At 40.3% G+C, this 20,607-nt stretch carries 18 protein-coding genes; 9 read left to right on the forward strand and 9 right to left on the reverse strand.

From position 1 onward, the window contains the following. Window positions 1–86 precede the first annotated feature (86 nt). Window positions 87–1,319, reverse strand: a complete 1,233-nt coding sequence (locus tag CSV70_RS02710; RefSeq protein WP_099628510.1) for a dicarboxylate/amino acid:cation symporter — start codon at window positions 1,317–1,319, stop codon at window positions 87–89. 183 nt (window positions 1,320–1,502) lie between these two features. On the opposite strand from CSV70_RS02710, the gene CSV70_RS02715 reads away from it, so the two are divergent. Continuing rightward, window positions 1,503–1,922 carry a MarR family winged helix-turn-helix transcriptional regulator gene (locus CSV70_RS02715; RefSeq protein WP_099626689.1) on the forward strand — a complete coding sequence of 140 codons (420 nt, stop codon included), beginning with the start codon at window positions 1,503–1,505 and terminating at the stop codon, window positions 1,920–1,922. Window positions 1,923–1,934: 12 nt separating this feature from the next. Beyond that, window positions 1,935–3,119 (forward strand): MFS transporter, encoded by a 1,185-nt coding sequence (locus CSV70_RS02720; protein WP_085132089.1) that lies wholly within the window; start codon window positions 1,935–1,937, stop codon window positions 3,117–3,119. 48 nt (window positions 3,120–3,167) lie between these two features. On the opposite strand, the gene CSV70_RS02725 is transcribed toward CSV70_RS02720, so the two are convergent. From CSV70_RS02725 to CSV70_RS02735, 3 genes are all read right to left on the reverse strand, one after another. Further along, on the reverse strand, window positions 3,168–4,112 hold the full coding sequence (locus CSV70_RS02725) for a GGDEF domain-containing protein (RefSeq protein WP_099660794.1): 945 nt from the start codon (window positions 4,110–4,112) through the stop codon (window positions 3,168–3,170). A 3-nt stretch (window positions 4,113–4,115) separates the two neighbouring features. After that, the gene (locus tag CSV70_RS02730; protein ID WP_085132087.1) at window positions 4,116–4,928 is read right to left on the reverse strand and encodes an alpha/beta fold hydrolase; all 813 of its coding nucleotides are present in this window, start codon (window positions 4,926–4,928) and stop codon (window positions 4,116–4,118) included. A 124-nt stretch (window positions 4,929–5,052) separates the two neighbouring features. Continuing rightward, window positions 5,053–6,243, reverse strand: a complete 1,191-nt coding sequence (locus CSV70_RS02735; RefSeq protein ID WP_085132086.1) for a coenzyme F420-0:L-glutamate ligase — start codon at window positions 6,241–6,243, stop codon at window positions 5,053–5,055. A gap of 112 nt (window positions 6,244–6,355) precedes the next feature. Between CSV70_RS02735 and CSV70_RS02740 the strand changes: the two genes are divergently transcribed. After that, window positions 6,356–7,240 (forward strand): LysR family transcriptional regulator, encoded by an 885-nt coding sequence (locus CSV70_RS02740; protein WP_099626692.1) that lies wholly within the window; start codon window positions 6,356–6,358, stop codon window positions 7,238–7,240. 89 nt (window positions 7,241–7,329) lie between these two features. Here the strand turns inward: CSV70_RS02740 and CSV70_RS02745 are convergent, their stop codons facing one another. The 5 genes from CSV70_RS02745 to CSV70_RS02765 form a co-directional block, all read right to left on the reverse strand. Continuing rightward, on the reverse strand, window positions 7,330–9,402 hold the full coding sequence (locus CSV70_RS02745; protein WP_199171586.1) for a catalase: 2,073 nt from the start codon (window positions 9,400–9,402) through the stop codon (window positions 7,330–7,332). Window positions 9,403–9,457: 55 nt separating this feature from the next. Further along, window positions 9,458–11,125 carry an ABC1 kinase family protein gene (locus tag CSV70_RS02750; RefSeq protein ID WP_085132083.1) on the reverse strand — a complete coding sequence of 556 codons (1,668 nt, stop codon included), beginning with the start codon at window positions 11,123–11,125 and terminating at the stop codon, window positions 9,458–9,460. 114 nt (window positions 11,126–11,239) lie between these two features. Beyond that, window positions 11,240–11,809 (reverse strand): manganese catalase family protein, encoded by a 570-nt coding sequence (locus tag CSV70_RS02755; protein ID WP_085132082.1) that lies wholly within the window; start codon window positions 11,807–11,809, stop codon window positions 11,240–11,242. Between the two features lie 36 nt (window positions 11,810–11,845). Continuing rightward, the gene (locus CSV70_RS02760) at window positions 11,846–12,109 is read right to left on the reverse strand and encodes a spore coat protein CotJB (RefSeq protein ID WP_085132081.1); all 264 of its coding nucleotides are present in this window, start codon (window positions 12,107–12,109) and stop codon (window positions 11,846–11,848) included. After that, window positions 12,109–12,324 (reverse strand): spore coat associated protein CotJA, encoded by a 216-nt coding sequence (locus CSV70_RS02765; RefSeq protein WP_085132080.1) that lies wholly within the window; start codon window positions 12,322–12,324, stop codon window positions 12,109–12,111. Before CSV70_RS02765 ends, CSV70_RS02760 begins: the two co-directional genes overlap by 1 nt. Window positions 12,325–12,603: 279 nt before the next feature. On the opposite strand from CSV70_RS02765, the gene CSV70_RS02770 reads away from it, so the two are divergent. The 6 genes from CSV70_RS02770 (at window position 12,604) to CSV70_RS02795 (ending at window position 20,565) form a co-directional block, all read left to right on the forward strand. After that, complete coding sequence (locus CSV70_RS02770) at window positions 12,604–13,851, forward strand: EAL and HDOD domain-containing protein (protein WP_099628511.1); 1,248 nt, start codon at window positions 12,604–12,606, stop codon at window positions 13,849–13,851. A 185-nt stretch (window positions 13,852–14,036) separates the two neighbouring features. After that, window positions 14,037–15,722 (forward strand): BCCT family transporter, encoded by a 1,686-nt coding sequence (locus tag CSV70_RS02775; RefSeq protein ID WP_085132078.1) that lies wholly within the window; start codon window positions 14,037–14,039, stop codon window positions 15,720–15,722. 65 nt (window positions 15,723–15,787) lie between these two features. After that, window positions 15,788–16,564 carry an ABC transporter ATP-binding protein gene (locus tag CSV70_RS02780; protein WP_099628512.1) on the forward strand — a complete coding sequence of 259 codons (777 nt, stop codon included), beginning with the start codon at window positions 15,788–15,790 and terminating at the stop codon, window positions 16,562–16,564. 109 nt (window positions 16,565–16,673) lie between these two features. Beyond that, window positions 16,674–18,122, forward strand: a complete 1,449-nt coding sequence (locus CSV70_RS02785) for a phospholipase D family protein (protein WP_099626698.1) — start codon at window positions 16,674–16,676, stop codon at window positions 18,120–18,122. Window positions 18,123–18,235: 113 nt separating this feature from the next. Further along, a complete protein-coding gene (locus tag CSV70_RS02790) occupies window positions 18,236–18,853 on the forward strand; it encodes an NAD(P)-dependent oxidoreductase (protein ID WP_085132075.1) in 618 nt (205 codons plus the stop codon). 140 nt (window positions 18,854–18,993) lie between these two features. Next, window positions 18,994–20,565 carry a sensor domain-containing diguanylate cyclase gene (locus CSV70_RS02795; RefSeq protein ID WP_085132074.1) on the forward strand — a complete coding sequence of 524 codons (1,572 nt, stop codon included), beginning with the start codon at window positions 18,994–18,996 and terminating at the stop codon, window positions 20,563–20,565. The last annotated feature ends 42 nt before the right edge of the window (window positions 20,566–20,607 follow it).

Raw genomic sequence — 20,607 nt, forward strand, 5'->3', positions numbered from 1 at the left:
AGGCAAACCTCGCATTGAGGTTTGCCTTTTGACTTTTGTCCTATTTTAGAAAACGACATTAGTTAACCGTCGATCAACGGTGCGGTTTATGCAAATTTCTTACGCGGTGTTTTCTTATCCACAACAGCGGCACCGACGATATCCCCCATGACGTTAGAAGCGGTACCTGCCATACCAATCAATGCATCGACTCCGGCAATCAGAGCGACGATCTCAAGCGGTAATCCGAACATAGTGAGTACTGCAGATAGAGTAACCAATCCGGCAGCGGGTACGCCAGCTGTTCCAATAGAAAGTAAGGTTCCAATCGCGATAATAACGATAAAATCTACAGCAGAAAGATTCAAGTTCGTAATATTTGCTGCGAAAACGAGGGAAATCCCCATGCGCAATGCGCCGCCGTCGGAATTGAAGACTGCACCGAGCGGTAAAGCAAAGTTTGCTGTATTCTCGGAGACACCCGCTTTTTTAGCAGATTCAATCGCTATTGGCAACGTAGCAATACTACTAGAAGTAAAGAATGCCGTTGTATAGGCATCTCTCGTATTACGATAAAAAGGCAATACTGGATTTCCAAAAAGTTTTAGAAATCCACTGTAGACAAATAACCAGAGAATCAAAACGCCAAGATAGAATACACCTACGAATGACAATAGTCCAAGTAAGGTTTCCCATCCTTGTTCACCAAAAGCGGTGGCACTGATCGCGAAAACACCAATTGGTGCATATAACAAAACACCTTCAAGAATTTTATAGAACATCGTATTAAGTGCGTTAAAGAAACGGTCGAGAAAACTTCCCATTTCAACGAGCTTCGTATCTTTGGAAAACTTCATGGAAGACATGGCCATACCGATGATGATGGCAATGAACAAAATGGCCATCAAATCTCCAGAAGTAAAAGCTTCAAATATATTACTTGGCACAATTTGTAACAGGATTTCTGAAAATCCAGGTGCATGTGGAGGTTCCACTACTGCGTCAGTAGGTAAAGTCAAATGTCTACCCGGCTTGATCCACATCGCCAGTGAAAGTCCGATTAATACAGCGGCGGCGGTAGTCGCCATATAATAGAGAAGTAACTTACCGCCCATTTTGCCAAGTTGGGCTAAATTCATTTGATTAACAGCTAATACAACCGTCAAGAAGATTACAGGAATGGCAACCAAGCTGAGTAAATTTAATAACAAGGTTCCAAACGGTTTGAGGAAAGTAGTGTATTCATTAAAAAAGATTCCAAGGATGGTGCCCGCAATAAATCCAATCGTGATTTTAGCGACAAAAGGTGTGTTCTTATACGTATTCCAAATGGGTACCACTCTCCTGTTCGTGACGTATTCCCTCCGTTAGTGAATAAATGGATGAGAATATTATTTTATCATATCATATCCGCATAAATAGGTTACGTTATGTATCTTGGTATTGCTTTACTTTCCATTAGAAAAGATTTAGAATAATGCCAATGATTAACTAGACTAACTAAAAATAAGAGGTGTAAATGTTTGAAGCAATCACAACAGTTTTTTGCAGAATATGTTCAACTCTATCGTCCATTGTTGAATCGACTAAATAATTTGCTAGCACCATATCAATTATTTCACTCACAATGGGGAATACTGAAGCTATTGTGGATAGAAGGTGAAATGACGTCAGCAGAAATTGCAGTACGTAGACAAGTTGAAAAGCCAAGTGTTACTAAAATTGTTCAGCGTCTATTGGAAATGGGTTTAGTAAGTGTCCGTCCCGGAACAGACCGTAGGGAGAAATGGATTGGTCTAACTGAACAAGGACAAGCTACAGTATCAAATATTATAGCGGGCTTGGAAGAGTTTTATGAGAATTTACTTGAGGGTGCCACAGAAGAGGATTTAGAAGCGGGCATTCATATATTAAAACAAGCAAATAAAAATCTTCATAAATGAGAGAGTGGTTAAATGGATAATAAAACGATTTGGACAAAGGACTTTATCGTTACATCAATCATCAACTTCTTTTTAATGTTAGTAATGTATTTACTTATAGTTACGATTGCGCCTTATTCAGTGAAAGAGTATGGCGTATCAACCAGTGTTGCAGGTCTCGTGTCAGGTATTTTCATCATTGGAACACTAATTGCACGCCTTGCTGTAGGTGGTTTAATAGAAAAGGTCGGCAGCCGGAATATTTTATTGATAGGATTGTTAGTCACTGTATTAGCATCCGCCTTTTATTTCGGAGCAGTAAACTTACCGTTATTGATGGCGAATCGATTCTTCCATGGAGTTGGACTAGGCATTTCTTCTACCGCAACAGGTACGATGGTAGCTCAGATGCTTCCTCCTTCACGTAGAGGTGAAGGAATTGGGTATTTCAGTTTAAGCACGGTTCTTGCTACAGCTGTTGGACCATTTTTCGGTATTTTCTTAAGTCAGCACTATCATTTCAATGTACTCTTTACGTTTTGCCTGATACTCAGTATCGGTTGTGCGGCCATGTTCATGTTTGTTAAGAAAACACCCACAGTCATGCCTAAAAAGAATGTACAGGCGACAGCAAAGAAATTAGGAATTCGCGGATTATTTGAAGTGCGGGCATTACCGATTGCATTTGTAACATTGTTAGCTGCTATTGCTTATTCTGGTGTACTGTCATTCATTTCGTTCTACGCAGAGGAAATTAACTTAGTGAGTGCAGCCAGCTTCTTCTTTTTAGTATACGCCATCGCTGTACTGCTCTCGAGACCGTATACCGGTAAACTATTGGATGTGAAGGGTAATAAGTTTGTTGTCTATCCTTCGTTGTTAATATTTGCTGGTGGATTGTTATTATTAAGTGAGGCGAGTGCAGGTTGGATGCTATTGCTTGCGGGTGGTGTGCTTGGGCTTGGATTTGGGAACTTCCAATCATGTGCACAAGCGATTGCATTGCAAGGTGTTAAACCAGAGCGTTTGGGTGTTGCTACATCCACGTTCTTCATTTTCTTAGACTTTGGTTTTGGCTTTGGTCCATATGTACTCGGGTTACTTGTACCAATCATCGGCTACCAACAACTGTATTTGGTTCTCATGGTTGTAGTACTTATCGCGCTTGGCTTATTCATGCTATTCAGTCGGATGCACCAACGTGCTAGCGTGAAATGAAATTGATAAACTACACAAAAGACACTACATAATATTAGTAGTGTCTTTTCATATGTGTGTTAATCGATTTCGACCATTACGTTTAGAAGTATACTGTGCATCATCAGCTCTGCCATAAATATACTTTGATTGGTCGCCTTTTTGGAAACTCGTAATTCCCATACTGACGGTTATCGAGATGCTACCCAATTCGGAGTTCTCAATATAGCATCGAAGCTCTTCCGCTCTTTCACAGTTCTTTTGGTGATCAGGATCATCAAATAATATTGCGAATTCTTCGCCGCCAATTCGAGCTACTATGTCGGGAAAATAAACTTTGTGCTCCAACTTGCGTGCTAATTCCCTCAGTACATCATCTCCGACCTGATGACCATATGTATCATTGACAGTTTTGAAATGGTCGATATCAAACAACAATAAAGAGAACGAACGTATCGTATAGAGTTCAGCACGCTCGATCGCAGCGTCTAGACTTCTTCGAAATACACGACGATTATAGAGTCCTGTTAATTCGTCTCGTGTAGCTAGTTCTTGAAGTTCTCCATTCAATTCGAGAAGTTGCTGTTGCTTGGACTCTACTTCCTCAAGCAATCCAAGTAATTTATTGTACGCTTCATCCGTCTGTTGTTGAATTTTTTCTGCTTCTCTTTTTGATTTTAATAACTGATTTTCATATTCATCCCGTACTTTAATCTGGACAACTATGCCTTCATACAATCCATTACGTTTAGTGACATTCATCAATACAGGAAGGGGGCATTTATCCACTTTAAAGTTTAAATACATTTCCCGTATTTCATGGTGCACAGAAATGGACGGCACGAAGTAAGTTTGGAAATAGACTTTAGATGGAACTGTTAGCACGTCATGCATATGTCGCGGCATGTTGTCTAGGCATAATATATCTCGCATCGTCTTATTCATTTCAACAAACTCCCAATCATTTGTTAAGACGAAATATCCGCAAGGCAATAAGTCTAACCGCTCGTCCATAATTTATACGCTCCTATCCTCTTCGAGAAAACGTTTAATCTCTTCAATTGTTTCATTAGGGTGACTAATATGTGGGTTATGTCCTTTTGCTTTCATGATGACTAGTTCACTGTCCGGAAGGCGCTCATGAATATAGTGTCCTACTTCAACCGGTACAATAGAGTCTTCGGTCGGCTGTAAAATAAGCGTTCTTGTGGAAACCTTATATAGTTCCTCACGAACATCTGACATGAATGTTGCTTCTGCAAAGTGACGTGCGATACCAGGATCATTCGTACATAGCATAGACTCGAACTCTTCGGAGAGATGTGGTCGATCTTCATTTTTCATCGAAATGGGTGCTAAATATTTGGTGAACTCTTTATAGTTCATCTCCATCATATCGAGCAATTCATCAATATCTTCACGTTCAAATCCGCCATAGTAGTCAGGTTCATTCAAGTAATGGGGGGAAGGGCCGATCATGATCAGCTTTTCCATCAAGTCAGGTCTTTGAATAGAAGCGAGCACACCAATCATTCCGCTTACTGAGTGACCCACATAGATAATATCTTTTAGTTCTAGTGCGTCACATACTTCGATTACGTCTTGTGCGTAGCCGTGTAATGATGCATAGCGCTCTACTGAGTAAGCTGTCTTATCGCTTTTACCAGAGCCGACGTAATCAAACGTCACAATCCGATACTGTTTTTCAAATGCAGCAATGACCTGATTCCATACCGTTTGATCACAGCCAAAACCGTGTGCAAAGACTATCGTTTGTTCGCCGGAACCTGTTATATGTACAGCGTTTCTTCTTTTAATATCTATTGTCATAAACTCAAATCCCTTCTTCTGAACTTCAAGTAAATTATTACCATTGTAGCATAGAAAGATTCTTTTATAATACTTGTGCGATAAAATAAAAAACACCTGTGAGAATTCTCACAGGTGTAATTTCTTAGTTTGTGAAGTTATCGAAGTATCCTTGAATAAAGACAATAGGTGTGCCTTTGTCTCCACTACCTGAAGTCAAGTCGGATAACGATCCGATTAAATCTGTTAGCTTACGAGGAGTTGTTCCTTGTGAAGCCATTGATCCCATTAGATTAGTGTCTTTGTTCTCGATGAAATCGGACACGGCTTTCTTTAATTCATCTCCGCGTAACTCAGAGAAATCATTATCAGCTAAGTATTTTAGTTTCACTTCATTGGGAATACCGTCAAGCCCATCTGTATAAGCAGGGGATACGACTGGATCAGCAAGTTCCCAAATCTTACCTACTGGGTCTTTGAATGCGCCATCTCCGTAAATCATCACTTCAATATGCTTGCCTGTTTCTTTTTTTAACATGTTCTGAATGTTATCCACTATCGGCTGACAGCTATGAGGGAACAATTTGATACTGTCCTCTTGAGCTTTGTTTGCGCCAAGTAAGCCGAACTCTTCATTGTAGCCACTGCCGTCGACAGAAGTTGCCAAGATATCATCCAAACCATAAATCTTCTCGGCGCCGTTTGCTTCCAAAATACGCTTTGTTCTGAAACGTGTATGGATATCGCAAGTCAATACAGTTTTCGTATAATCTAAAATCGTTCTCGCATTATTGGAGAAGATGACTTCATGTTCTACACCGAACTCGTCCATCAATGATTTATAGTATTCAATGTAGTCAACGCCCGTGAATGGGTGTTTGTTATCGCCAAAATGTTCGCGGAACTCAGCTTCAGTCAATACATCAGTCCAAGGGTTAACTCCCTTTTCATCTAGACGATCGAGCTCAACTAAGTGATTTCCGACTTCATCGGAAGGATAGCTAAGCATTAAAATGATTTTCTTTGCACCTTTTGCAACACCGCGTAAGCAGTTTCCAAAACGGTTACGACTTAGAATAGGGAAAATGACACCAATAGTATCATCGCCGAATTTTGCTTCGATATCTTTTGCGATATGATCGATTGTTGCATAGTTTCCTTGCGCACGCGCTACAATTGACTCCGTGATAGATACAATATCTTTATCTTGAAACGTGATATTTTCTTTTTTAGAAGCTTCTAATACACTATCCACTACGATCTGATCAATATTGTCACCTTCATTAATAATCGGACAACGTAATCCTCTAACAACCGTTCCTACAACTCTTCCCAAAACAATCGCTCCTTAGTGAAACTCAATTTGATCACTCTTCTTTGTATTATAACGTCCATTTATGGTATAAGTAAAATTAATATACTTAATAGGGGATATAAGGAGGGTTTATATGTCAATCAACTTAGAGTGGTATAAAGTCTTCCGTACAGTTGTGCATAATGAAAGCTTCTCGAAAGCCGCCCGAAGTTTATTTATGACACAACCTGCTGTTAGTCAAATTATATCGCAACTAGAAGGTGCATTGGATACACGTCTATTCAACCGTACATCCAAAGGAGTGACATTGACCGACGAAGGCTCCTTGCTATACGAGTATGTCAATTCAGCACTAAATTTAATCGTGGCAGGCAATGAAAAGTTGCTGGAGTTGAAGAATCTATCATCTGGTGAATTAAAAATAGGGGTAGGGGATACGATATCTCGTTATTATCTGCTACCTTATCTGGAAGCTTTTCATACGAGTTTTCCGGGTATCCGATTCAAAATTATTAATGGTACTACGTTAGAGCTAATCGCCGCGTTGAAATCAGGCGAAGTGGATATAGCAATTTGCAACTTTCCAATTGAAGACGATTCGTTGGAGAAGCGCGCTTGTTTCGATGTGCAAGATACCTTCGTTTATGGCGAACGGTTTAAGAAGTTGTTCTTGAAACCTGTGCCTTTGCACGAGCTTTCGAAGTTGCCGTTAATATTACTGGAGTCGAAATCCAATTCGCGTCAGTATGTAGAGGATTTTCTGTTGAGAGAGGGTGTAAAAATTCACCCTGAATTTGAACTGGGTTCGCATGAGCTATTGCTGGAATTTGCCCAAATCAATTTGGGCATTGCGTGTGTAGTGAAAGAGTTCTCGGAAGAATACTTGGAACGTGGCATGCTTCAGGAAGTAGAATTTCTGAAACCCATACCTAAGCGGAGCATCGGTGTATGCTACTTAAAGGAAGTATCGTTATCACCAGCTGCTTCAAAGTTTATTGGCATATTGGAGAAGAATTAAATAAGTTACACGTGACGAATTAATAACTTAAAACGGTACATATAAAGCTGCGGCAAGAAGTGGATCTTCTTGCCGCAGCTTTGGTTTGATTATGCGTAAATATTACGATCCCAGAAGCGGTGGTGTGCAACAGCCTCTACCCATTGCTCGCCTTCACCTGAAACTTTCAAGTCTGTCAGAATGCCAGGACCTGGTTTTACTTTCGTCTTCTCCATTAACTCTTTAGCTGCTGAAGCAGAGCCGATCGGTTTGAAGTGCATATACGCTTCGTTAACGAAATCAGCGACATCCGCCTCGAATTTCTGTTGTTGCTTCGCCTGTCCGCCAACGACATATAACGCGTCATATAAGACGGAGTGAACTGTCAACAACGTTTCATCTACATCAACTGTAGCTCCATTTTTGCCAGTTAGCTTACCGAACTTCTCGCTCACAATATCGATTGTCATACCTGCATCTAATGAGGCCTTTAAAAATGGCTCAAGTGCTTCATCGTCAAACTGGTCCGTGATCAATACCGCCACTGAACGAGTATCGGGTACCTTCACCGTGTTTTCCTGACTAAGGGCTGGGGAGGACTTGGATTCAGTGGACTGCGTCACATCTGTTGGTGCATCGACACCCACTGCATCTGCAACTTGAGTGGCCATATCCAGATCAACATTAGCAAACATATCTACCGCTTGTTTTCTCACATTCATATCATTCACTTTTCCAATTTCAAAGCTGAATGCTGCGATAATATGCTCTTTTTCTGCGTTAGACATACTGTTCCAAAATAGTCGCGCTTGTGAAAAGTGGTCCTTAAATGAATCACTTCGAGCTTGTACTTTACGGCCTTCCACTTTCTCTTGATAATGTACGTATCCGCCATTTTCCTCGGGAGTCGTATCCGGTTTATTGTTGGATAAAGAATTATTATGATAGTGAGTTTGTCCCACGTTGATTGTCTGTCTGCCATATCCGTCACGCTGGTTATTGTGGAACGGACAGACTGGTCGGTTGATAGGTAACTCATGGAAGTTAGGTCCGCCTAGACGGATTAACTGTGTGTCTGTATAAGAGAACAATCTACCTTGTAGCAATGGATCGTTGGAGAAATCAATTCCTGGTACAACGTTACCTGGGTGGAACGCAACTTGTTCCATTTCCGCAAATACATTGTCTACATTGCGGTTTAATGTCATCTTCCCAATAATTTTTACTGGAATATCTTCTTCAGGCCATAGCTTGGTAGGATCTAGAATATCAAAATCAAATTTGAATTCATCTTTTTCTTCTAGTAACTGTATGCCTAGTTCAAATTCTACGAAGTTTCCATTTTCAATCGATTCCCATAAGTCCCGGCGGTGGAAGTCAGGGTCTTTTCCGTTAATCTTCTGCGCTTCATCCCAAACTAATGAGTGGGCACCGAGCTTTGGTTTCCAGTGGAATTTTACAAAATGCGCTTCACCTTGGTCATTTATCAATCGATAGGTGTGTACACCAAAACCTTCCATCATACGGAAACTTCGTGGAATCGCACGGTCGGACATTTGCCACATGACCATATGTGCAGATTCCTGATTGTTCGCAACGAAATCCCAGAATGTATCATGTGCAGATGCGGCCTGCGGCATTTCATTATGTGGCTCAGGCTTCACAGCGTGAACTAAGTCAGGAAATTTAATAGCATCTTGAATAAAGAATACCGGTATATTATTTCCGACTAGATCATAGTTTCCTTCTTGCGTATAAAACTTCACAGCAAAACCTCGTGCGTCACGCACAGTTTCAGCAGACCCTTTACTTCCCGCTACAGTAGAAAATCTGGTGAATACAGGAGTTTTGATACCGGGTTCTTGTAAAAATCCTGCTTTCGTATATTTCTTCATAGACTCATATACTTCGAATTCGCCATGCGCCGCAAAGCCTCGTGCGTGAACTACCCGCTCTGGGATCCGTTCGTGATCAAAGTGCGTCATTTTCTCTCGGAAATGGAAATCCTCCATCAACGTTGGACCACGTGTCCCTACTTTTAGTGAATGTTCATCTTCTGAAATTTTCAAACCTTGATTTGTTGTCATAGAATGTTCGTTGTCATAGGCACGGAACGTTTCCAATTGTTTGTTTTTACTTTCTTCGTTTAGTTGATGATCTTTCTTCACATAAAATCCTCCCATCGTAAATAGTAATCTGCTTTTCTTATTCCCCAATTGCGTGGGGATAAACAGAGGACTATATTCTTCCGGAACGTATGATAGAAAATAGCAGATAAATAAACATTAACGATGCAATGACCGCGCCGACTTCAATAAGAGGTAATTTTAAGAAGAGCGCGGTTTGACCAGAAATGGCAGAACCGATAATCAGACCGACCATAAGAATACTGAATGCCAACAACACAATACTTAATGAAAGACGGTTGGCAATTTTGTCGAGTCGGCGAAAAATGATATTTGTTTGCTTTAAGCCTACATCCAATTCCACTTTACCTTTTTGTATAGTTTTGACGGCTTTTTTCATCTCGTTAGGCAATTCAGACAAAATTTCCGCATTCTTGATAAAAGAGTGCCAACCATTTTCTAGTAAGTAGCGTGGGTCAAATTGTTTGAATACCATCTTTTTACCGTACGGCTCAATAGCTTTCATAATACTGAATGACGGATCCAGCTTTCCTAGTACACCTTCAAGTGTAAGAATCACTTTTACTAGAATAGCGATTTCATTCGGTAAACGTATGCGGTGTCGATAGGCAATGGAGAAAATTTCCATAAATACATCGCCTAGCCTTAAATCTGTAAGTGACGTTTCATAATACTTTCGCTGAATAATCTGCAAGTCACGATATAATGCATCCGTATTAGTATTTTCATGCAAAATATTCATAGTATCAAAGACATCAATTATTCTAGTAATATTTCCTTTTTGCAATGCAATAAGTAATGAAATGAAATGGTAAGTCATTTCCTTACTTAGTTGACCGACCATACCAAAATCTAAATAATGGATAACGTTTCCAGGGGCAATAAAGATATTACCGGGATGAGGATCACCGTGGAAAAATCCATTCTCCATTACCTGGGAAAGCATAGAATTCGCAATTCTTTCTGCAATAACTTGGCGATTATATCCTTCGCGGTCCAGTTGTTCGACGTTGCTCACTTTAATGCCGGTGACTAGTCCTGTTGTTAAGACAACACGCGTAGTGTATTCATCGTAAACAAATGGAACTTCAATAGTGGGGTCTTTCGCAAATTGTTGTGAGATTCTTTCTGCGTTACGGCTTTCCAGTTGATAGTCCAGTTCTTCCCGTAGAGAATGAGAGAACTCATAGATTAAATCCTTAATATGATATGCTTTCGCCCAGTCCATATTCTTTTCGAGAAATCCTGCCAGGTCGTGCAAGATGGCTAGGTCTGTATTTACTTGTTGTTGAATATTAGGTCGCTGTATTTTCACCGCTACATGTTCTCCACTAGGCAAGCGAGCGGTATGCACCTGGCCTATGGAAGCCGAGGCAAGCGGTTTTTCATTGAATTCCAAGAAGAGTTCTTCAATCGTTCCACCTAATTGATACTCGATTATTTCTCTTACGACTTCAAATGGAAATGACTCTACATGGTCTTGAAGTTTTTCAAGCTCTGAAGCGATTTCCTCTGGTACTAAATCACGGCGGCCGCTGGCAATTTGTCCAAGCTTAACGAAAGTTGGTCCGAGTTGTTCTAATGCCGTTCTTAATTTTTTGCCGACATGGTATAAATTCAAATCTACTTGTTCATCTGCAGAAGTAAACTTTCGATCTGTCAGTCCAAGCCGGAATAAGATATGACTGAATCCATTTCTCAAAAAGACATTTAGGATTTCTTGTGAACGCTGTGCATTTTTCATTCTTCTTTTTAACAAAAAGAACACCTCCGTATCTACCCTCTCTACAAAAGATACCATTGAATACCTGAAATTAAACACTAAAAAGGTCTCCTTCTCTTTATTGAAAAAAGAAAAGAAGACCCTTTCATATTAAAAGATTTTTTTCCTGTCACGTTCTTCTTTCAGGACTTCGACCGCTTCTCGAAAACGCAGCGAATGCACGTTTTCTCTCTCTCTTAGAAATTTAAGAGAATCATTAATCCATGCATCATCTGAGATATCGATGATCCATTGATACGTAGCGCGCGCTTTTTCTTCTGCTGCGATATCTTCATACAGATCAGCTATTGGATCTCCTTTAGCCTGAATATACGTAGTCGTGAAAGGCACACCGCCTGCATTTTCATAAAACAACGCATGGCCGTGATTGACGTAATGTGCACCAAGCCCGGCTTCTTCAAGTTGTTCAGGTGTCGCATCTTTCGTTAGTTTATACATCATTGTGGCAAGCATTTCCAAATGGGAAAACTCTTCAGTCGCAATGTCATTCAGTACACCGATAACTTTATCGGGAACGGTATACCGTTGATTCATATAGCGTAATGCAGCAGCCAGCTCGCCATCTGCGCCACCATATTGCTCTGCAATGTATCTCGCAAGTTTTGGGTTACACTCTTTGACTTCTACCGGATACAATAACTTTTTTTCATAGACCCACATCAATATTCCCTCCAGTAACCTAGTGCATATTTGAGACTACATTTGCCACGGCCAAGGTGCTTGGTTCCAACGCCAGCCTGTATCCAGTGCTTGTTCTGACGGTACAGAATGTAAGGAAAGCGGTCCAAAACGCTTTTCGTACATTTTTCTCAGACTTGCCGCTTCTTTAATCGCAAGTCGCCATTGCGTAAGTGCTTCCTCATCGTCAGGATGCGTGTTGGTGTAGAGTGTTAGTTCGACTACCACAAAATCGGCTTGCTGCACACTCTTCAACATATCTCTTCGTTCAGTTGCATCCATCAGGAGATCCCCTCCCTTTTTGAATAGCCGTCGACTAGTGCTGGCCACAGTGACCCGTGTTGTAGAGCTTCAGCTGGTGAAAATTGTGGAAGTGAAGGAGGTTGGAAATTCATGAAAAGCTGAGGCGGTAAAGAAAACGTTTTGACTTTGACAGGTGGACACGGATCCCATGGAGATATATACGGTTCATAACTTCCTCTGAACGTATAATCCATTCATTATCAACTCCTCTACGCAAGATATGCAGCTATTTCTCGGTGTATGAATGAACCCACTCTCTCTAGCACACAAATAATTTGCAGTAACAATAGGCTCTTAGACCAGAACAGTTACAACTAATTAATATATTTATTAATAACTTGCATTCTAGTACAATGGAAGGAGACATATATGAACTGGTTGAATGAATAATGGGGATATGCAACTTCAGTAGTTCTCTAGGATGAATATATACAATGAAGGAGACGTTCAAATGAAACGCGGAGATGGACTAGATGAATGATTACTCCATATTTATCGGAAGGCAGCCGATCCTAAGCCGATCTGGTGAGATTTATGCATATGAACTACTGTACCGAAATAGCGAAGAAAACTTCTTTCCAGATATAAATCCTGAACAGGCTACAATCGGTCTATTAATCAATACTTTTCTCTCTGTTGGAATAGATCAGGTAACGAGTGGTGTGCGTTCGTTCATAAACTTTTCAGGAGAACTGCTGGCGCAGGATATATTTATGAGTCTGAATCCCGATCAAGTAGTGATTGAGATTCTAGAAGATGTGGAAATAACGCCTGCTTTGTTGCATCGGCTGCGCATGTTTAAGGAAGCGGGATTCACGCTGGTGCTGGATGATTTTATTTTACAGGACCAATATATAGTATATACCCAGTTATTTGAACTCGTGGACATTATTAAAGTGGATTTCATACAAACGAGTATAGAGGAGAAACATCACATTACCACGTTTTTAAAAAGGTATCCATCGATTATTTTATTGGCAGAAAAAGTTGAGACGGAGGCTGATTATCAGCTTGCATTAAAGAGTGGCTATGACTTGTTTCAAGGCTATTTTTTCGCGAAACCTGACATTATTAAAAGTGCCGAAATTCCATCCAATACATTAGTCCATCTGCGAATTATTGATTATTTCCAAAAGGATTCCCAATCCATCAATCAGCTATCGGATTTAATTATGCAAGATGTATCGATTTCTTATAAATTATTGCGCTTTATAAACTCATTAGCCTTCGATATACCACGTCAAATCAGCTCCATCAAACAAGCGATAATGATGATTGGACTAAATGAAACGAAGAAATGGTTACAAGTCTTAATGCTATATGATTTAGGCCAAGATCTACAAGATGGTCGTGTGAAAGCACTTATTGAATTATCGCTTCGTCGTGCACGAGCATGTGAACTGCTAGCGAAGTATAATAGAAAACCAAATAAAGACGAATATTTTCTCACAGGCATGTTTTCATTGATTGATGCAGTGATGAAGCGTAAATGGGAAGATATTTTGCCGTTACTTTCTTTGTCTGATGTCATTATGGATACGTTAAATGGAAAGCAAACGGAAATGAGCCCATACATGGAACTAATAGAATCGGTAGAACGTTTTGAATGGAAAACAGTAGAGCGACTTTCACGTGAATTGGAAATCCCTAAAAAAGAGTTAAGCGATATCTTTCTACAAGCCTTGCACTGGTCGCATGGAATAGAGGATGAAATACACTGAATACATATGGAAAAAGACATTTTCTCTTGAAGATGTCTTTTTTGATGTGTAATATAGACAGTTATAATCTATTTGGTAATTTCTTGTTCTGTAATTTATATAGGCAGAAGTACGTTATATCTCTTGAAATCGGGGTAAAGAGTGTAGTAAGAAAGTTACCAAATGAACACTAGGAGTCGATAAGTTTGGACAAAAAGTTCTGGAAAAATCCCGTGTTCTCTATTTCTGCCGTATTTATTCTTATACTCGTCATATTAGGAGCGACTATACCTGTACCGTTTGGTGTGGTTGCCGAAAGGCTTTATCATTTCACGACAGATAACTTTGGATGGTTCTATTTACTTGCTGTATTTATTGTCATTATATTTTTAGTTGGGTTGGCAATTAGTAAATTTGGGGCCATTCGTTTAGGTGGAGATACAGAACGCCCAGAATATCCGTTTTTCACGTGGATTGGTATGCTCTTTTCTGCTGGTTTCGGTGTAGGGCTAGTGTTCTGGGGTGTGGCGGAACCGATGAGTCACTATTTCAAGTCACCTATTGCAGGTATTGACTCACATACAGAAGATGCAGCACGTGTTGCGATGGGGTATTCTTTCTTCCACTGGGGCATTTCACAATGGGCCATTTTTGGTATAGTAGGGCTAGTTATTGGGTTTCTCCAGTTCCGAAAGAAGAAAGACGGTTTGATTTCAACAGCGCTTGAGCCTTTGATCGGAAGCAATCGTCACGTGAAGACAGGCATCGATTCATTTGCGGTTATAGCAACTGTCATGGGTATTGCTACTTCGTTAGGTATGGGTGTCCTACAGATGAGTGGTGGCCTAGAGTATGTCTTTAATATTAAGAGTACGTTTACGATTCAACTGCTGATCATTGCCGTTGTGTTCGTTGCCTATATGACGTCTGCTGCTTCAGGTCTAAGTAAAGGTATTGCATATCTAGGTAACTTTAACTTGGGTATGGCGATTGCATTATTACTATTCTTCTTTTTAGTAGGACCGAAAGTATTTATATTGGAAACCTTTACGCTGGCCATTGGAGATTATATTAATAACTTCATTACGTACAGTTTACGTCTTCAGCCTTATCAAGGCGGTACTTGGGTGAAAGATTGGACTATTTTCTACTGGGCTTGGACGATCGCTTGGTCTCCTTTCGTTGGTGCATTCGTTGCACGTGTATCGAAGGGACGAACAATCAGAGAGTTTATCATGGGTGTTATGGTCATTCCACCAGCATTTTCTTGTATGTGGATTGCAACGCTCGGTGGAACTGCACTATACAGTGATTTACGTAATGGTACACAAATCGCACAAGAAGTAGACAAGGATGTTACGTCAGCTATTTTCGCGACGCTTCAACATATGCCGATGACAGGGATCGTATCGTTCCTGGCCATTGTCTTAATCTTTACATTCTTAATTACGTCTGCTGACTCAGCTACGTATATTCTAGCGAGTATGACAACGCGAGGTAGTTTGTTCCCTCCATTAATTGTGAAATTCGTCTGGGGATTCTTGATGACTGCAATCGCGGCTGTATTATTATATGCAGGCGGATTAGAGGCTTTGCAATCCGCGTCACTCGTGTCTGCCTTACCGTTTACCTTACTTCTACTATTACTAATCTTTTCGTTGGCCAAACTACTGGCCAGAGAACCGATTACAGTCAGACCGACAGATATTCGTCAATTTGAACACGTAGAAGGTGAAGTCAAGAAGAAACGTAAACGGAAAGAAAGTGAAAAAGAAAAGAGAATGCGCAGAGAAGCGGAAAAGGCAAGAAAAATAAAAGAGAAAAACGATAGAAAGTATCAAGAACTTGAAAAGAAAAAGTATCGTGAAGTAGAGAAAGAAAAGAACGAATAGAAGAAAAGGCCGGTTCGTAGCATCATAGCGCGAACCGGTCTTTTATTAGAGAGAGGAGAATTTATGTGGCGATTGTAAAAGTTGAAGACGTTCAGTTTAAAAGGGGAGATAACCAAATCTTGCAAGATATCACTTGGGAGATTGAGCAAGGACAGCAGTGGGGGATGCTTGGCTTAAATGGTTCTGGCAAGACTTCGTTATTATCGATTATTTCTACTTATGAAATTCCTTCCAGTGGCGAAGTAGAGGTGCTAGGTAAACAATTTGGGAGTGCCTATTTGCCTGAATTACGTAAAAAAATTGGCTTTGTGAGCAGTTCTTTAGAAAAATTCTCAGACTACTTCTGGAATGAATCGATTGAACGGATCATCATTAGTGGTAAATTTGCGAGCTTCGGCATTTACGATGAAATAATAACTGAAGACTGGATACGTGCGGATTATTTAGTGAAGGAATTTCGGTTGGAGCCTGTCAAAGGAAAGAAGTTCAAACTACTCTCTGAAGGCGAAAAACGTCGTGTGCTGATCGCACGAGCTATGATGGGTGATCCAGATTTATTGATTTTGGATGAGCCGTGTTCGGGGTTGGATATTTTGGCAAGAGAACAATTTCTTGAAGCAATTGAAACAGCTACAAAAAATAATGTGCATCTCGTTTATGTTACACATCATATAGAGGAACTCGTTCCCGAAATCACTCACGCGCTATTATTAAAAGAAGGAAGAATCGTAGCGAGTGGTCCTAAAAAAGAAGTGTTGACGGATGAACTGCTATCCGAAACGTATCAGGTTCCTGTAACTATTGAGTGGCATGCTGAACGACCCTATCTTTCGATGAAATAACGAAGACCTATACAGTTTATTACAAGATAGAAAGGGAATATCATAATATCTTAGACGAAGTGTTCGTGAACTGGTATTCCAAATAAGTGAGTGAAAGAGGAGAGAGCTTGTGACGAAAGAGAAACGTAAAATGACTAAAAAACGTATAGCCTCCTATGTGCTGCTTTTCGTTGCATTGCTTTATATGGGTGTCATGCTTTGGCAAACGTATAAGCCATTGCCACCCGGTATTTCCTATAAAGGGGATCTTCATCAAGTAGAGGATGTGGAGTTCATCTATGATTTAACGTACTCTAAGACGAAGTCGAAAGATCACTACAAATCAGAACTTCGTATATTCAATGAAGTATTTCAAATGATTGAAGATGCACAAGAGTTTGTCGTACTCGATTTCTTTTTAATGGATGATTACTACGATGAAAAAGAAGATTTTCCTCAAATTGCGGATCAACTAACAGATGTCCTTGTCAAGAAAAAGGAAGAGTTCCCTGACATGCCAATCGTCTACATAACGGATCCAGTGAATACCGGCTATGAATCCTATGAGTCAGAATGGTTTAAAGCATTGGAAAAAGCAGGTGTACAAGTAGTGTATACAGACTTGGAGCCTTTGCGTGATTCGATGCCTCTATACTCTGGGATATACCGCATCTTCCTTCAGTGGTTTGATTTTAATGGGGAAAACCGTTTCCCGAACTTCTTGGCGAGTGATGCGCCTGACGTGAAGTTTTCATCTTATCTGAAGTTGTTGAACGTTAAAGCAAATCACCGAAAAACTCTCGTGACAGAACAAGCGGCATTAGTTACCTCATCCAATCCTCACGCAGCTAGTGGTCGTCACGGAAATGTAGCATTCAAAGTGAAAGGTCCGATCCAAAATGATATATTGGAATCGGAAGAAGCAGTGCTTCAGTATTCTTCAGGCGGAAAGTTACCGCGTATCGAAACAGGAGAACAAAAAGGGCCCTATCAAGTTCAGTACTTGACCGAGAGCAAGGTAATGGATGCTTTAGTGAGCGATATTAAGAAAGCGAAAAAAGATGATATTATCCGTATGGGCATGTTTTATCTTTCTGAGCAACAAGTAATCCAGCCTTTAGAAGAAGCGGCTAATCGGGGGGTACATGTAGAGATTGTCCTGGATCCAAACGAAAACTCATTCGGTAGTAAAAAATCAGGTTTACCTAATCGTCCAGTCGTTCAAGAAATAAGAGAAAATACAGACGATAAAATCAAAGTGCGTTGGTACAATACCGTAATCGGTCAATATCACACCAAGTTAGTAACGGTACAGACCGCAGACAAAACATATATTACAAACGGATCTTCCAATATAACGGAGCGCACGTTACGTGATTATAACTTGGAGGCGAATCTGCGCATTATAGCACCAACCGACAGTGAGCTGACGGATGAAATCAACGCGTATTTCGATAGGATATGGAATAACGAAGATGCATTATACACTCTAGATGTAGAAGAATACCAAAATAGCCTGACATTCTTCCAACGAGGAATTTACGCATTGCAACGCTGGGCTAAGCTTACATCCTATTAACATTCGATAAGCACCGTAAATTGTTAACGATGTATTAATCATATTTGATGCAAAGTACGAACATAAAACATGCACAGTTTCTAAAACGAAGAAAAAGATTGGAGATGTAGTAGATGAAGATTGTACTATTTGGAGCAACAGGTCGTACAGGTAGTGAGATCGTTCGTCATGCATTAACTGACGGTCATGAAGTAACAGCTTTGGTTCGATCACCTGAGAAGTGCAAACCTCAAGAAAAGCTGACGATTATTGCAGGAGACGTACGGGACGCCGATACAGTAAAAAAAGCAATGGCGGGTGCTGACGCAGTCGTAAGTGCGCTTGGCACTGACAAAACAACCACATTGACAGAAGCAATGCCAGCCATTATTGAAGCGATGAAAGAATACGGAATGAAAAGGATTGTAACGATTGGAACGGCAGGTATATTGAATAGTAGAACAGAACCGACCAAATTACGTTATCAATCGAATGAATCCCATCGTAAATTGACATTTGCGGCAGAGGAGCATCATAAAGTATATACTATGTTGAAAGATTCTGGCTTAGACTGGACGATAGTTTGCCCAACCTATTTACCAGATGGGGAAGCGGTCGGCAATTATCGAATCGAAAGAGAGTACTTGCCAATTGATGGTGCGCAAATATCTACCGGCGATACTGCTGCGTTTGCTTATAATGAACTATCTAAACAAGAGCATAAGGGATATAGGGTAGGAATTTCATATTAATAAATATATATATCTATGTGAGATTGTGTTCTAAGTATTGGTAGTTTTTGTATTGAAAATTAAAAAGGCTCATAAATAGTCCCTTACCGTATGATATAATAGGAGGATAGCACCACAGGGAAAAGGGGATTGGGAAACAGATGAGATGGTCCTTGAAAAATTTAATTCAAGTCGTGGCGTTACTAGCAATTGTCTTGACCTTTCTAACGAGTACAACGATAGGGTATCGTGTGAATAAGCAAGCGATAATAGATTCTACATTAGAAACCAATTATGCTTATGCCGAGAAATTGTCTTCCACAACAGATATTTATCTACGTGAAACACTAAAAATTCTTGAAGCGAATACTGATGAAATACTACCATTTATTGATCAAGAAAATGCCCAGGCGCAGTTGGGTAATATTGCGGAGCGTGTCAGATCACAGACGAGTACGTTTAATTCTGTTGTAATTTCTTCAGCAGAAGGCATTGTGCTCGGAGTTTCCCCACCCAATCTGGAAGTGCTAGGGGAAAAACTGACATCTGTTGGAGCCCAGCAAGCTGTTAGAGAAAGAAAACCCATGATATCTCAACCCTATATAGGACTCACAGGAGAACTGATTATTTTTATTAGTGTGCCGATCATTAAAGAGGACGAATATAAAGGGTTTATAGGTGGCGCAATTTATCTTAACAAACCAAACATTTTAGAGACTCTTCTAGGTGAACATTTTTATAAGAATGATTCATATGTATATGTTGTTGATGCGCAAGGAAGATTAATCTATCATCAAGAAGACGGTCGTTTGAAGGATGATGTCTCTAGTAATATAGTGGTCCAGACAGTCGTTACAGGAGAAAGTGGTTACAAAGAGTTGATCAATACAAAAGGTGTACCTATGTTGGCAGGATATGCATATGTACCCATTGCCAAATGGGGAATCGTAGCACAAAGACAACTAGATGTATCTGTTGCCCCTGCAAAAGAAATGGTGTTGGAGATGGCATTAAAGTCTTTGCCGTTATTACTCCTATCATTCTTCTTGGTTAGGTATCTATCTAGAAAGATTGCGTTGCCACTCCAAAGATTAGCTTACTATACCGAAAACAGTACAGAATCTGATCAAAAAGTAAAGATGGTAGGAATCTCTGACTGGTATTATGAAGCAAAACAATTAAAAGGAGCTATGTTACATAGTTTGGATTACTTCAAAAACGAGATGAACTACTTCATTCATCAATCCACAACAGATCCTTTGACGAAGTTAACGAATCGCCGAATGATGGATAGCTACATGAAGCAATGGGTAGACGAAGGGACACCATTCGCTTTAATTATTTTTGATATAGACAAGTTTAAACGTGTCAATGATCGTTACGGTCATGCAGTTGGCGATAAAGTACTGATCTACTTGGCAGACTTGATGCTACGAACGGTTCGCGAGCAAGATGTATGTTGCCGCTACGGTGGAGAAGAATTCGTCATCTTATTACCGAAGTCGGATAAAGTTACTGCTTATCTGACTGCAGAACGCCTGCGTGAAAAATTGGAAGACACAGTCAGTCCTTGCGGTGAAGTCATTACAATTTCAGCTGGAGTAGCTGCTTATCCACTTCACGCAAACCATCCAGCGCGACTTACGGAGTTGGCTGATCAAAGTCTGTATGAAGCCAAACGTACCGGACGTAATAAGACCATCGTCGTTTCCGATGAACCTCGGCATGAGTAATATGCCGAGGTTTTCTTTACTAGTAGATCAATAGGAAGGTGA

Origin of the sequence: Sporosarcina sp. P25, assembly GCF_002743235.1 — a bacterium.
GTDB lineage: Bacteria > Bacillota > Bacilli > Bacillales_A > Planococcaceae > Sporosarcina > Sporosarcina ureae_B.

What these genes read in the sequence shown, in the direction of transcription:
- CSV70_RS02770 (WP_099628511.1), top strand. Translation starts at nt 12,604, where the DNA reads ATGAATGATTACTCCATATTTATCGGAAGGCAGCCGATCCTAAGCCGA.
- CSV70_RS02760 (WP_085132081.1), bottom strand. Translation starts at nt 12,109, where the DNA reads ATGGATGCAACTGAACGAAGAGATATGTTGAAGAGTGTGCAGCAAGCC.
- CSV70_RS02745 (WP_199171586.1), bottom strand. Translation starts at nt 9,402, where the DNA reads ATGGGAGGATTTTATGTGAAGAAAGATCATCAACTAAACGAAGAAAGT.
- CSV70_RS02765 (WP_085132080.1), bottom strand. Translation starts at nt 12,324, where the DNA reads ATGGATTATACGTTCAGAGGAAGTTATGAACCGTATATATCTCCATGG.
- CSV70_RS02740 (WP_099626692.1), top strand. Translation starts at nt 6,356, where the DNA reads ATGTCAATCAACTTAGAGTGGTATAAAGTCTTCCGTACAGTTGTGCAT.
- CSV70_RS02755 (WP_085132082.1), bottom strand. Translation starts at nt 11,809, where the DNA reads ATGTGGGTCTATGAAAAAAAGTTATTGTATCCGGTAGAAGTCAAAGAG.
- CSV70_RS02795 (WP_085132074.1), top strand. Translation starts at nt 18,994, where the DNA reads ATGAGATGGTCCTTGAAAAATTTAATTCAAGTCGTGGCGTTACTAGCA.
- CSV70_RS02730 (WP_085132087.1), bottom strand. Translation starts at nt 4,928, where the DNA reads ATGACAATAGATATTAAAAGAAGAAACGCTGTACATATAACAGGTTCC.
- CSV70_RS02790 (WP_085132075.1), top strand. Translation starts at nt 18,236, where the DNA reads ATGAAGATTGTACTATTTGGAGCAACAGGTCGTACAGGTAGTGAGATC.
- CSV70_RS02720 (WP_085132089.1), top strand. Translation starts at nt 1,935, where the DNA reads ATGGATAATAAAACGATTTGGACAAAGGACTTTATCGTTACATCAATC.
- CSV70_RS02725 (WP_099660794.1), bottom strand. Translation starts at nt 4,112, where the DNA reads ATGGACGAGCGGTTAGACTTATTGCCTTGCGGATATTTCGTCTTAACA.